This window comes from Glycomyces tritici (genome assembly GCF_030403505.1).
On the sequence record NZ_JAUEMJ010000001.1, the window covers coordinates 116,640 to 128,593 of the forward strand.

Sequence of the window (11,954 nt, forward strand, 5' to 3'; positions counted from 1 at the left end):
CGGAGAAGGCGGGCGCCCGGGCGGGCGCCCGCCTTCTCGCTCGCTATCGGGCGGCGACGATGGTCGGGTGGAGGTCCTCGGCCGGGGGCTCCCAGGCGTCGACGTCGACGGTGGCCTGGTCGCCGGAGCGGATGTCCTTCATCTGCGTGCCTTCGTCATTGGTGAAGAGCACGAAGGGGATGCCGCGCTTGTCGGCGAACTTGATCTGCTTGCCGAACTTCGCGGCCGAGGGCGAGACCTGGGTCGGAACGCCGCGCCCGCGGAGCCGCTGGGCGAGGGCGTTGGCGGCGGGGCGCTCGTCCTCGTTGGCCAGCGCGACCAGGACGCAGGTGGGGACCTCGCGGCTGGCGTCGAGCGCGCCGGACTGGAGCAGGGGCACCAGGAGGCGCGAGACGCCGATCGACAGGCCCACACCGGGGTAGGTGTGCTTGCCGTCGGAGGCGAGCTTGTCGTAGCGCCCGCCCGAGCAGACCGAGCCCAGGTGCTCCTGGCCTTCGATGAAGACCTCGTAGACCGTGCCGGTGTAGTAGTCCAGGCCGCGCGCGATCTTCATGTCCGCGACCACGAAGCCCGGGGCCTGTTCGGCGACGGCGGCGACGACCGCGGCGAGTTCGCTCAGCCCCTCTTCGAGGAGCGGGTCGGTGACGCCCAGGGCGCGGATCTCCTCCACGAAGGAGGTGTCCGCGGTGCTGATCGAGGCGAGCTTGAGGCAGGCCTCGGCCTGCTCGGGGGTCGCGTCCACGGAGTCGATGAGGAGCTTGGCGACCGCGTCGTGCCCGATCTTGTCGAGCTTGTCGATGATCCGCAGCGCCTCTTCGGTGTCGCGGATGCCCAGGCCCTGGTAGAAGCCCTGGGAGAGCTTGCGGTTGTTGACGTGCATGCGCAGCTTCGGCAGCGGCAGGCCGCGCAGGGCGTCGGCGACGACGAGGGCGACCTCGACCTCGTAGTGCGCGGGCAGCTCGCCCAGGTCGACGATGTCGATGTCGGCCTGCCAGAACTCGCGGTAGCGCCCGCTCTGGGGGCGCTCGCCGCGCCAGACCTGCTGGATCTGGTAGCGGCGGAACGGGAAGTTGAGCTTCCCGGCGTTCTCCAAGACGTAGCGCGCGAAGGGCACGGTCAGGTCGAAGTGGAGGCCGAGGGCGTCGTCTCCGGTGGCCTCGGTGTCGTCGGCCTGGAGGCGGCGCAGCACGTAGACCTCCTTGGAGGTCTCGCCCTTGCGCAGGAGCTGGTCCATGGGTTCGACGGCGCGGGTCTGGAGGTTCGCGAAGCCGTGGAGTTCGAAGGCGCGGCGGAGATGGTCGACGACCTGCTGCTCGACGATCCGCTGCCGGGGCAGCAGTTCGGGGAATCCCGAGAGCGGCTGGGGTCGTGACATGGCGGTCTCCTAGCGTTGTTCGGTGAACGTGGTGTGCGGAACGAGGCGGCGCGGCGAGGCTAATGGCCGGGCTGCGCTGCGCGCTTGAGGTACGGGTTGCGGGCGCGTTCGGCCGCGATGGTGGAGCTGGGGCCGTGCCCGGGCAGGACGATCGTCGCGTCGTCGAGCGGGAGGACCTTGTGGCGCAGGGTGTGCTGCATGGCCGCGTCGCTGCCCCCGGGCAGGTCGGTGCGGCCGATCGCGCCGCGGAAGAGGACGTCGCCGGTGATCGTGTACAGGCCTTCGTCGTCGGCGGTGTGGAACATGGCCGAGCCGGCGGTGTGGCCGGGGGCGTGGTCGACGGTGAAGCGCATCCCGGCGAGGTCGACGACGCCGCCGTCGGCGAGGGCCTGCACGTCGTCGGGTTCGGTCCATTCGAGGCCGGTGCCCACGAGCGACATCATGTTGGCGCTGAAGCCCTTGGCGGGGTCCTCGAGGAGGTGGCGGTCCGCGGTGTGGATGTAGGCGGGGATGTCGCTCGCGCCGCACACCGGGGCCACTGAGAAGGTGTGGTCGAGGTGGCCGTGGGTGAGGACCACGGCGACGGGCTTGAGGCCGCGTTCGGCCAGGAGGTCCTCCAGGCGGGGCGCGATGCCGATGCCGGGGTCGACGACCACGCACTCGGATCCGGGACCGGCCGACAGCACGTAGCAGTTCGTGCCGAACGCATCCGCCACCAGCGTCTCGATGAGCAACCGCTCCCCCTCCCTTCGCCGGGTCAGGATACACCGGGCATCCTGCGGTGACGCGTCTGACGTGACCCGGCTAAACTGCGGAACTCGTAACCCCTGAAACGGGCGGTGTGCGTCCTTACGGTTCGCAGGCATCGCCGAGACCGGTCATACGTAGGAGGCCAGGTGCCCGCCAAGTCCAAGCACATGGAGCAGCGCAAGCAGCGCATCGCGAACGCGAAGAAGAACGCGCGCCTCGCGACCAAGCTGCGCCGCCGCCGGCAGCTGCAGGCGCTGGGCGGACTCCTCGCGATCGCCGCGGTGCTGACCCTCGCCTACCTGTGGCAGTCGGGGTTCTTCAAGGACGAGGAGCCCGTGGCAGAGGAGACCCCCACCTCCGAAGTCACCGAGGCCCCGATCGATCCCAACGCGACCGCGGACCCCACCGCGAGCGCCGAGCCCTCAGAAGCACCTTCAGAGACCCCCTCCGAAACGACCGAGTAAGTACCCCCGTACGCGCGACGAAGGAGATCGACGGTGGCGTCGAAACAAGCCCAGCGCCTGGCCGCCCGCCAGCAGTTGCAGCAGCGCATGTCCGTCAAGGCCGAGGAAGAGGCCCGCAGGCGGACCGTCGCGTGGAGCATCGGCGGCGTGGCCGCCCTCGTGGCCCTGGCGCTGGTCGCCTGGGGCGCCGTCGCCGTGTTCGGCGGTGACGACGCGGACGGCGGGTCGGTCGACGCGGACATCGCGTCGCTCGTGGACAAGGCCGAGGCCGCTTCGACGCGCTGCGACGGCGTCGAGCCCAGCGGCGAGGGCGCCCTGGGCACCGCCACCGAGGGCGTCACGGACGGCCAGCCCGCCCAGGACGTCTACCTCGAGTGCGTGCAGATGAGCACGCCGGACGCCTCCGCGACCGAGGACTGCATGTACACCTCCGCCGACGGCACGAGCCCGACCCCGCCGGGGACCGAGCCCGCCGCCGGCCGCCAGGAGATGACGATCGTGACCAACCTGGGCACGATCACCGCCGACATCGACACCGCGGAGGCCCCGTGCACCGCCGGGTCCTTCACGCACCTCGCGCAGGAGGGCTACTTCGACGGCCAGCAGTGCCACCGCCTGGTCATCGACGGCATCTGGGTCCTGCAGTGCGGCGACCCCGACGCGCGCGCCGCGATCGAGGCCGGCACGCCCGAGATGGCGGGCCAGGGCTCCCCGGGCTACTCGTACGGCGAGGAGAACCTGCCGGTGCAGGCCGCGGCCAACTACCCGGTCGGGACCATCGCGATGGCGAACGCCGGCCCCGGCACCACGGGCAGCCAGTTCTTCATCGTGTACAAGGACACGCAGCTGCCCGCCGACTACACGATCCTGGGCCAGGTGACCGCCGGGCTCGACATCGTCGAGCAGGTGGCGGCCGCCGGGGCGATGGAGGTCGCCGTCCCGGGCATGTAGCACGCCGGGCGGGTCTCACTCCGGGCATCGGTGGGCGATCACACCACCCAGCGCGGCTAGGATGGAGCTCGAGGCTTTGTTGATCATTTGCGAAGTCGTCGAACCGTGCTGACACCGAGGAGGCGTGCGTGGTGACCGAGCGAGCCGCGTCCGGCAAGTCCGCTGACGCCGCGCCGACCTCGGGCGGCCCCACCGGGCCCCCGACGGGGCGGCGGATGCGAGCCCGTCTGGCGCGCTTCAACGCGCCCTGGCAGGCCTCGCAGCTCCCGGAGGTCCTCGAGCCGCTGGTGGCCGCCCACCGCGCCGCGCACCCGCGCGCCGACGTGCGGCTGCTCCAGCAGGCCTACACGCGGGCGGAGGAGCTGCACAACGGGCAGTTCCGCAAGTCCGGCGACCCGTACATCACGCACCCGCTCGCGGTCTCCTCGATCCTGGCCGAGCTGGGCATGGACACGAACACGCTCGTGGCCGCGCTCCTGCACGACACGGTGGAGGACACCGACTACCGGCTGGAAGAGCTGTCGGAGGAGTTCGGCGGCGAGGTCGCGCTGCTCGTGGACGGCGTCACCAAGCTCGACAAGGTGAAGCTCGGCGACGCGGCGAAGGCCGAGACGATCCGCAAGATGGTCGTGGCGATGGCCAAGGACCCGCGGGTGCTCGTCATCAAGCTCGCCGACCGCCTGCACAACATGCGGACCCTGACGTTCCTGCCGCCCGAGAAGCAGGAGCAGAAGGCCCGCGAGACGCTGGAGATCCTCGCCCCGCTCGCCCACCGCCTGGGCATGAACACCATCAAGTGGGAGCTGGAGGACCTCTCCTTCGCGACGCTGTACAAGAAGCGGTACTCGGAGATCGCGCGCCTGGTCTCGGAGCACTCCCCGCAGCGGGAGATGCTGCTGCAGCAGGTCATCGCGCAGGTCAAGGACCACCTGAAGAACTCGCGGATCAAGGCCGAGGTCTCCGGGCGCCCGAAGCACCTGTACTCGATCTACCAGAAGATGATCGTGCGCGGCCGCGACTTCAACGACATCTACGACCTGGTGGGCCTGCGCATCCTCGTCGAGAGCGAGCGGGACTGCTATGCGGCGCTCGGTGTGATCCACGCGAACTGGCAGCCGGTGCCGGGGCGCTTCAAGGACTACATCGCGATGCCGAAGTTCAACATGTACCAGTCGCTGCACACCACGGTGATCGGTCCGAACGGCAAGCCCGTGGAGATCCAGATCCGCACGTGGGCGATGCACCGCACCGCCGAGTACGGCATCGCCGCGCACTGGAAGTACAAGGAGACCAAGAACTCCACTGTGGCCGGTCCCCCGGCCCACATCGACGACATGGCGTGGCTGCGCCAGCTCCTGGACTGGCAGCGCGAGGCCGCCGACCCGTCCGAGTTCCTGGACGCGCTCCGCTTCGACCTGGCCTCCTCCGAGGCGTACGTGTTCACGCCGAAGGGCGACGTGGTCGCCCTCCCGGCGGGCTCGACGCCCGTGGACTTCGCGTACGCCGTGCACACCGAGGTCGGCAACCGCTGCATCGGCGCGCAGGTCAACGGCAAGATCGTGCCGCTGGAGTCGACCCTGTCGAACGGCGACGTGGTCGAGGTCTTCACCTCGAACTCCGAGAACGCCTCCCCCAGCGAGGACTGGCTGGGGTTCGTCAAGAGCCCGCGCGCCCGCACCAAGATCAAGCAGCACTTCAAGCGCGAGCGCCGCGAAGAGGCGATCGAGCTGGGCAAGGACGAGTTGACGCGGGCCATGCGCAAGCGCCGGCTCCCGCTGCAGCGCATGCTCACCCACGACAACCTGACGTCGCTCGCGAAGGACCTGAACCTCAAGGACGTCGAGGCGCTGTACGCGGCCCTGGGCGAGCACCACGTCTCGCCCACGCAGGTCGTGCAGCGGCTCCTGGACGTCCAGGGCGGGGCCGAGGGCGCCGCCGAGGACATGGCCGAGGCCACCGCGCCCACGCAGCCGGCCCGGATCGTCCCCGAGGCGCACGGCGACATCCACGCCGCCGTCACCGTGGCGGGCATGGAGGAGGGCGAGATGCCGGTGCGCCTCGCCCACTGCTGCAACCCGATCCCGGGCGACCCGATCATCGGCTTCGCCACGCGCTACCACGTGATCTCGGTGCACCGCAGGGACTGCGAGAACGCCGAGGAGCGCATCGAACTGCAGCCCGACCGGGTGCTCGAAGTGCACTGGTCCCATGAGGACGACCAGGCGACGTTCGTCGCCACCGTGCAGGTCGAGGCGCTCGACCGCCACCGGCTCCTCGCGGACGTCACGCAGGTCCTCTCGGGCGAGCGGGTCTCGATCCTCTCGGCCACGGTGACCACGACCCGCGACCGGGTCGCCTTGTCGCGCTTCACGTTCGAGATGGCCAACCCGGAGCACCTCGACCACATCATCAAGGTGATCCGCAAGGTCGACGGCGTGTACGACGCGTACCGGCTCACCGGCGCCGAGCGCTCCTGAGCGCAGCGCGCCGGCGCCCGGTAGGTTGGGCCGTGTTCACGTACCAACCCGACGGAAAGCGTTGACATGACTGAGCTCTCGGCTTTCGCCGGCGACGACCTCGACCTGCTCCTGGACACCCCCGGCGTGGTCATGAAGGGCGCGATCGTCGCCGACGGCCACCGGAACGCCCTCGCGTTCCTCAAGGAGGTCACCGCCGGCGCCAAGGAGTTCCGCGCGGCCCAGCGCCACGAGAACCCCTTCGTGAAGGACGTCGCCACCCGGCTGCGCGAGCGCGGCACGGACCCCGCAGAGGACGACCGCGAGCTCCCGTTCGAGGACGAGGCGATGACCCAGGCGCTCAAGCAGGCCGAGGACGCCACCGCGCTCCTGCGGGAGCGGGCCGACGCGGTCGACGCCGAGGCGTACGCCGACTGGCTCCTGCGGATCGCCACCGTCATCGCCGAGTCCGTGAAGACCAAGGACGGCGGCTTCTTCAGCAAGAAGGTCGCCGTCTCCGAAGGCGAGCGCGTCTTCCTCGAGCAACTCGCGCAGGCCGTCGGCCGCTAGGCGACCGCGGGCTCGTCCCAGTCGACGGTGTGGGCGTACTGCCATGCCGTCTTCCCCGGAGTGGTGAAGCGGGCCATGAAGAACGGCATGAGGGCGTCTCTGAAGCGGGCCGCGACCGGGCCGGCGGCCTTCGACTGGTTCGTGCGCGCGGCGGTGGCGATGACGCGTTCGACCCGCGTCCGGCGTGCCCGCTCGTAGGCCTGGAAGGCCTGCGGCACAGGCAGGTCGCGCAGGCATCGCGCCAGTTCCACCGCCGATTCGGCCGCAAGGCTCGCGCCCTGGCCCGAGGAGGGCGAGGTGGCGTGCGCGGCGTCGCCGATGAGGACGATTCGGCCCTTGGACCAGACGGGGACGTGCGGCAGGTCCTCCAGCGGCGACGCCGGGATGAACGCCTCGGGCGTCACGTGGTCGAGGATCAGCCCGGCCGCGCTCCGGTCGTCCGCGAACAGCTTGCGCATCAAGGCGATCCACTCCTCGTACGAGGTGGCCGCCAGCTGCTCCCGGGTGAAGGACTTGAACGGCAGGTTCGCGAACCAGCCGGTGCGCGCGCCGTCCGAGACGTGCCCGAAGAAGGCCCTGCGGCCGAAGACCATGTGGAACGAGCCTCCGGTGTCGCTCACGCCGAGCGGCGCGTCGCTGAACCCGCCCAGGCCGATGAGGCCCGTGTAGCGCGGCTTCGGCGAGGCGGGGTCGATGAGCCCGCGCGCCGTCGAGCGGATGCCGTCGCAGCCGATCAGCAGGTCCGCCTCGTGGGTGGTGTGGTCGTCGAACTGGGCGATGACGCTGCGCCCGGTGTCCACCGCGTCCACGAGCCGCTTGCCGTACACGAACGGCACCCCGGCCCCCGCCGCGTGCGCCTGGAGCAGTTCGGACATCCGCCCGCGCGGCAGGGTCGTGTTCGCCGGAAGATCGGCGGCGGACTCGATCGTGCCGAGGACCTTCCCCGATCCCGAGTGGATGGTCATCCGCGGCGTGGGGATGCCCTCCCCCGCCAGAACCCGGTCCGCGCCGACCACGCGCAGGGCGTTCAGGCCGTTGGAGGCCAACGTCAGCGGTCCTCCGCGCGAGCCCGTGCCCGGGCGGTGCGCCTCGAACACGGTGGCGTCGATACCGGCCTTGGCCAGGGCCAGAGCGGCCACGGGACCGGCCACGCCGCCGCCGATGACGATCGCGGTGCGGGCCCGCCCGGTGCGTTCCATGTCGTTCATGGGGCGACCGTACGGCGCAAGCGGCCCAGGGCGCGTCATCCTCCGGTAGCGTTCGGGCATCGACCTGGGATGTATCCGAAATTCCGGCGAGGCGCCCCACCCGCCCCTATAGTGAAACCGACTCACACAGGAGGGGTTTCATCGTGGGGATGCAGGACAAGTTCAACGAGGCCAAGGACAAGGTCACGGACCGGACCGACGACGCGCGGGGCCAGGCCTCGGGCCGGACCGGCGACATGAGGGACAAGGCCTCGAACCGGACCGGCAACATGAAGGACAAGGCCGAGGATCTGTACAACAAGGCCAAAGAGTCGCCGGCCGGCGATAAGATGGACGAATACGCCGACAAGGCGAAAGAGAAGGCCCAAGGCCTCCTCGGCAAGATGAAGGGCGACAACGCCCGATAACGCACGCGGCCTCGCGCCGCCGGTTCACGAGTGAGCCACCAGCGCGGATCGGCGGGCGGACCTACCAGGTCCGCCCGCCGATTCGTGTGCGCTGAGAATGCCTTAGCGACGCTTGCGCTTCTTCGCGCCGCCGCCGGAGCGGTTCCCGCCGCCCGAGCCGCTCGAAGCCTTCTCGGGCTCCTCCAGCAGCTCCAGCGGGAGGTCGTCGCTCTTGGCCAGCACGAGGCGGTCGTCGTCCCCGTCAACGGCCTTGTCAGCGGCCTTCGGGGCGCCCTTGCGGGCGGGCTTCTCGTCGTCCGCCCCGGACCGCTTGTTGGCGACCTTCTGGTTGTGGCGGCGGATGACGGCGGCGCGCTCGGCCATGTCGACCACCCACGGCGCGGCCAGGAAGATCGACGAGTACGCGCCCACGATCATGCCGACGAACAGCACGAGCGCGAGGTCCTTCAGCGTGCCGACGCCCAGCAGGCCCACGCCGACGAACAGCAGCGCGGCCACCGGCAGCACCCCGATGAGCGAGGTGTTGATCGAGCGCATGAGCGTCTGGTTGATCGCGTCGTTGACGCCCTCGGCGAAGGTCTTGCTCCGGGTCTGGAGCAGCTGCGCCGTGTTCTCCTGGACCTTGTCGAAGACCACCACCGTGTCGTACAGCGAGTAGCCGAGGATCGTCAGCATGCCGACGATGGTCGACGGCGTGATCTCGAAGCCGACCAAGGCGTAGAAGCCCGCGGTCAGCACCAGGTCGTGGACCAGCGCCGCGAGGGCCGCGATGGCCATGCGCCGCTCGAACCGGATCCAGATGAACACGCCCACCAGGACCATGAACACGCCGAGCGCGATCAGGGCCTGCCGGGAGACCGACTCGCCCCAGGTCGCCGAGACCTCGGAGACCGAGATCGCCTCGGTGCCGATCCCGGCCTCGGCGGCGATCGCCTCGCGGATCGAGGAGGCCTCGTCCGTGGAGAGCTCGCCGATGCGGACGATGTAGGACCGGTCCTCGCCCGAGCCCACGACCTGGCCGGAGGCCACGTCGGCCCCGGCCGAGGCGGCCGCGCTCTCGACGTCCTCGAGGGACGCGGCGGTCTCACCGGCCGGGACGTTGTACTGCACACCGCCGGCGAAGTCGATGCCGAGGACGAAGCCCTTGGTGAGCATGACGATCGCGAGGGCCGCGACGACCACGGCGGAGGCGATGTAGAACTTCTTGCGGTGCGCGACGAACTGGAAGTCCGTCTCGCCCCGGTACAGCTGGCTGAAGATGTTGGGGCGCTTCTCGCCGCGCCCGGTCTGCTTGGTGCTCATCGGATCTCCTTAGGCCTTCGCGGCCGCATCGGCGGTGGCCGGGGTCGCTTTGGAGTGGAGCCCCGAGAGGTGTTGGTTGCTGAGGACCCTGCCGCGGGCCATCCACTCGGCCAGCGGGTGGGTGAACACGAACACCACCAGGAGGTCGACGACCGTGGACAGGCCGAGCGTGAAGGCGAAGCCCCGGACCGGGCCGATGGCCAGGATGTACAGGACGATCGCGGAGATCATCGAGACGGCGCTGGCGGAGAGGATGGTGCGCCGCGCGCGGACCCAGGCCCTCGGCACGGCCGAGCGCACGGACCGGCCTCCGGCCATCTCCTCCTTTATTCGCTCGAAGTAGACGACGAACGAGTCGGCGGTGATGCCGACCGCGACCACGAAGCCCGCGATGCCCGCGAGGGTCATCGTGAAGCCGATCTGGGTGCCCAGGAGCGACACGGTCGGATACAGGATCGCGGCCGCGACGACGAGGCTGCCGAGGACGACGAAGCCGATCACGCGGTAGTAGATGAAGCAGTAGATGATGACCAGCAGCAGGCCGATCGCCATCGCGAACACGCCCGCCTCGAGCTGGTCGACGCCGAGGGTCGCGGTGACCTCGTTGACGGTCTGGACCACGAAGTTCGTGGGCAGCGAGCCGAAGTTGAGCTGGTCGGCCAGCTGGTTGGCCTCGTCCGCGCTGAAGTCGCCGGAGATCTGCGTCGAGTTCGACGAGACCTCCTGGATGGTGGGGTCGCTGACGACCTCGTTGTCGAGGACGATCGCGACCTGCGACTGCAGGTTCTGCGTGGTGAGGGCGCCCCACTTCTCGGCGCCTTCGGTGGAGAACTGCACGTTGACCACGAACTGGTTGAGGTTCGCCTGGTCGGTGCCGACGTCGGCGGAGGTCACGTCGGAGCCGAGCACGGTCGCGGGCTGCAGCAGGTACTTGTACTGGAAGGTCAGCGACGGGTCGTCTGCCGCGGCGGGCTCAGGGGCCTTGCAGGCGGTGACCTCGATGTCGGGCTGCTGGACGGCGCCCGGCGGGCGCGCGTCGAGGGTCTCGCAGGTGATCTGCGGGAGGTAGAACTGCACGGTGGCCGGCAGGAGAGCGACCTCTTCGGGCGTGAGCGCGCCGAAGGGCTCCAGGATGGCGCTGGTGGCCTCGTCGGGGGCGGCGGTGAGCGCCTGGGCGGCCGCGGCCGCGTCGGGGCCGACCTTGGCCCACACCTCGTCGAGGGTGGCGGCCACTTCGTCGGTGGTGGGCGCCTGGCCCGAGCCCGCTTCGCTGGTGGCCTCTTCGCTCGGCGTCTCGGAGGCGTCCTCGGCGGGCGTCTCAGAGGTCTCGGCGGTGGGCTCCTCGCTGGCGGCGCCGTCGGTGGGCTCCTCGGTCGGGGCCTCCTCGGCGAGCTGCTCCTCGAGCGCGGAGGTGTCGGCGACCGAGTTGGTGACGATGCGGAACCGGAGTTCGGCGGGGGCGCCGACGTCGCGCAGGGCCTGCTCGTCGATGTCGTCGCCGGCGACGTTCACGACGATGTTCTCGTTGCCCTCGACGTAGACCTCGGGCTCGGAGACACCGGTCGAGTTGACGCGGCCCTCGATGATCTGGCGGGCCTGCTCCATGGTCTCGGGCGAGGGGGGCTCGTCACTCCCCTGCTGGTAGGCCGTCAATGTCATCGACAGGCCGCCTTGCAGGTCGAGACCGAGCTTCGGCGTGGGGAACTTCCATCCGGAGCCCGCCAGCGCGGCGACCCACAGGATCGCGAGCACCAGGAACAGCGCCACGAAGTAGGGGGCGACTGGCAGGCGCTTGCGCTGGATCTTCTTCCGTGGGCGGTCAGCGCCCGTTACTGAAGCCAATGGTCGGTCTCTTCCTCAGAACTCGAATAGGGGCGGGCGCGAGGACGCCGCCGGCGCGCGGGGAGCGCGCCGCGGCTGTGCTCTCGCACACGTACCCTCGGCGGGCCTCATTCTAGGACGGGTGCCTCAAAGGCGGTGCAGGGCCCAGGGGTGGGGCTAGTAGTCCTTGCGGTCGGGGTTGCCCGCGTGCTTGCCCTTCTCGTCTTCGCCGGAGGCCTCGTCGGTGGCGCGGAGCTTGTCGAGGTCCTCGTCGGAGAGGGTGGCGTCCGCTTCGGCGAGCTCCTCGCCGGAGGTCTCCTCGGCGGTCTCGACGGTCTCGGCGGGGGTGATGACCTTGGCGATCGCCTGGCGGGCGAAGACCAGGAAGTTGTCGTCGCTGGCTTCGAGGGTGACGGTCTCGTCGTCGGAGTCGACGACGGTGCCGTAGAGGCCGCCGATGGTCATGACGCGGGCGCCGGGGGCCACGTTGCTCTGCATGTCCTGCTGTTCCTTCTGCCGCTTGCGCTGCGGGCGGATCATCACGAAGTACATGAGGGCGATGAAGCCCACGATCATGATGAGGAACATGAAGTTCGAGCTGCCGGCGCCGTCCTGCGCGAGGACGTCTGCGGATGCGAGCACGGTGGTGC

Annotated in this window: 11 protein-coding genes; 5 read left to right on the forward strand and 6 right to left on the reverse strand. The window is 70.0% G+C overall.

Annotation, left to right across the window (positions count from 1 at the left end):
• Nucleotides 1–43: 43 nt before the first annotated feature.
• On the reverse strand, nucleotides 44–1,375 hold the full coding sequence (hisS, locus tag QWI33_RS00490) for a histidine--tRNA ligase (protein WP_289953813.1): 1,332 nt from the start codon (nucleotides 1,373–1,375) through the stop codon (nucleotides 44–46).
• Nucleotides 1,376–1,434: 59 nt separating this feature from the next.
• Nucleotides 1,435–2,109 carry an MBL fold metallo-hydrolase gene (locus QWI33_RS00495; RefSeq protein ID WP_289953815.1) on the reverse strand — a complete coding sequence of 225 codons (675 nt, stop codon included), beginning with the start codon at nucleotides 2,107–2,109 and terminating at the stop codon, nucleotides 1,435–1,437.
• 162 nt (nucleotides 2,110–2,271) lie between these two features.
• Here QWI33_RS00495 and QWI33_RS00500 point away from each other — a divergent pair, with 162 nt between their 5' ends.
• From QWI33_RS00500 to QWI33_RS00515, 4 genes are all read left to right on the forward strand, one after another.
• A complete protein-coding gene (locus QWI33_RS00500) occupies nucleotides 2,272–2,589 on the forward strand; it encodes a hypothetical protein (protein WP_289953817.1) in 318 nt (105 codons plus the stop codon).
• Nucleotides 2,590–2,622: 33 nt separating this feature from the next.
• Nucleotides 2,623–3,540 (forward strand): peptidylprolyl isomerase, encoded by a 918-nt coding sequence (locus tag QWI33_RS00505; RefSeq protein WP_289953819.1) that lies wholly within the window; start codon nucleotides 2,623–2,625, stop codon nucleotides 3,538–3,540.
• Nucleotides 3,541–3,671: 131 nt separating this feature from the next.
• Nucleotides 3,672–6,017, forward strand: a complete 2,346-nt coding sequence (locus tag QWI33_RS00510; protein WP_435367551.1) for a RelA/SpoT family protein — start codon at nucleotides 3,672–3,674, stop codon at nucleotides 6,015–6,017.
• A 66-nt stretch (nucleotides 6,018–6,083) separates the two neighbouring features.
• Entirely contained in the window at nucleotides 6,084–6,566 is a 483-nt protein-coding gene (locus QWI33_RS00515; protein WP_289953822.1) for a hypothetical protein, read from the forward strand.
• On the opposite strand, the gene QWI33_RS00520 is transcribed toward QWI33_RS00515, so the two are convergent.
• A complete protein-coding gene (locus QWI33_RS00520) occupies nucleotides 6,563–7,774 on the reverse strand; it encodes an FAD-dependent oxidoreductase (protein ID WP_289953825.1) in 1,212 nt (403 codons plus the stop codon). The genes QWI33_RS00515 and QWI33_RS00520 overlap by 4 nt on opposite strands.
• A 143-nt stretch (nucleotides 7,775–7,917) precedes the next feature.
• Between QWI33_RS00520 and QWI33_RS00525 the strand changes: the two genes are divergently transcribed.
• Entirely contained in the window at nucleotides 7,918–8,181 is a 264-nt protein-coding gene (locus QWI33_RS00525) for a YtxH domain-containing protein (RefSeq protein WP_289953826.1), read from the forward strand.
• Nucleotides 8,182–8,283: 102 nt separating this feature from the next.
• On the opposite strand, the gene secF is transcribed toward QWI33_RS00525, so the two are convergent.
• The 3 genes from secF to yajC form a co-directional block, all read right to left on the reverse strand.
• Nucleotides 8,284–9,483 (reverse strand): protein translocase subunit SecF, encoded by a 1,200-nt coding sequence (gene secF, locus QWI33_RS00530; RefSeq protein WP_289953829.1) that lies wholly within the window; start codon nucleotides 9,481–9,483, stop codon nucleotides 8,284–8,286.
• 9 nt (nucleotides 9,484–9,492) lie between these two features.
• Nucleotides 9,493–11,325 carry a protein translocase subunit SecD gene (secD, locus tag QWI33_RS00535; protein WP_289953831.1) on the reverse strand — a complete coding sequence of 611 codons (1,833 nt, stop codon included), beginning with the start codon at nucleotides 11,323–11,325 and terminating at the stop codon, nucleotides 9,493–9,495.
• A 156-nt stretch (nucleotides 11,326–11,481) separates the two neighbouring features.
• On the reverse strand, nucleotides 11,482–11,946 hold the full coding sequence (gene yajC / locus QWI33_RS00540) for a preprotein translocase subunit YajC (protein ID WP_289953833.1): 465 nt from the start codon (nucleotides 11,944–11,946) through the stop codon (nucleotides 11,482–11,484).
• Between the last annotated feature and the right edge of the window lie 8 nt (nucleotides 11,947–11,954).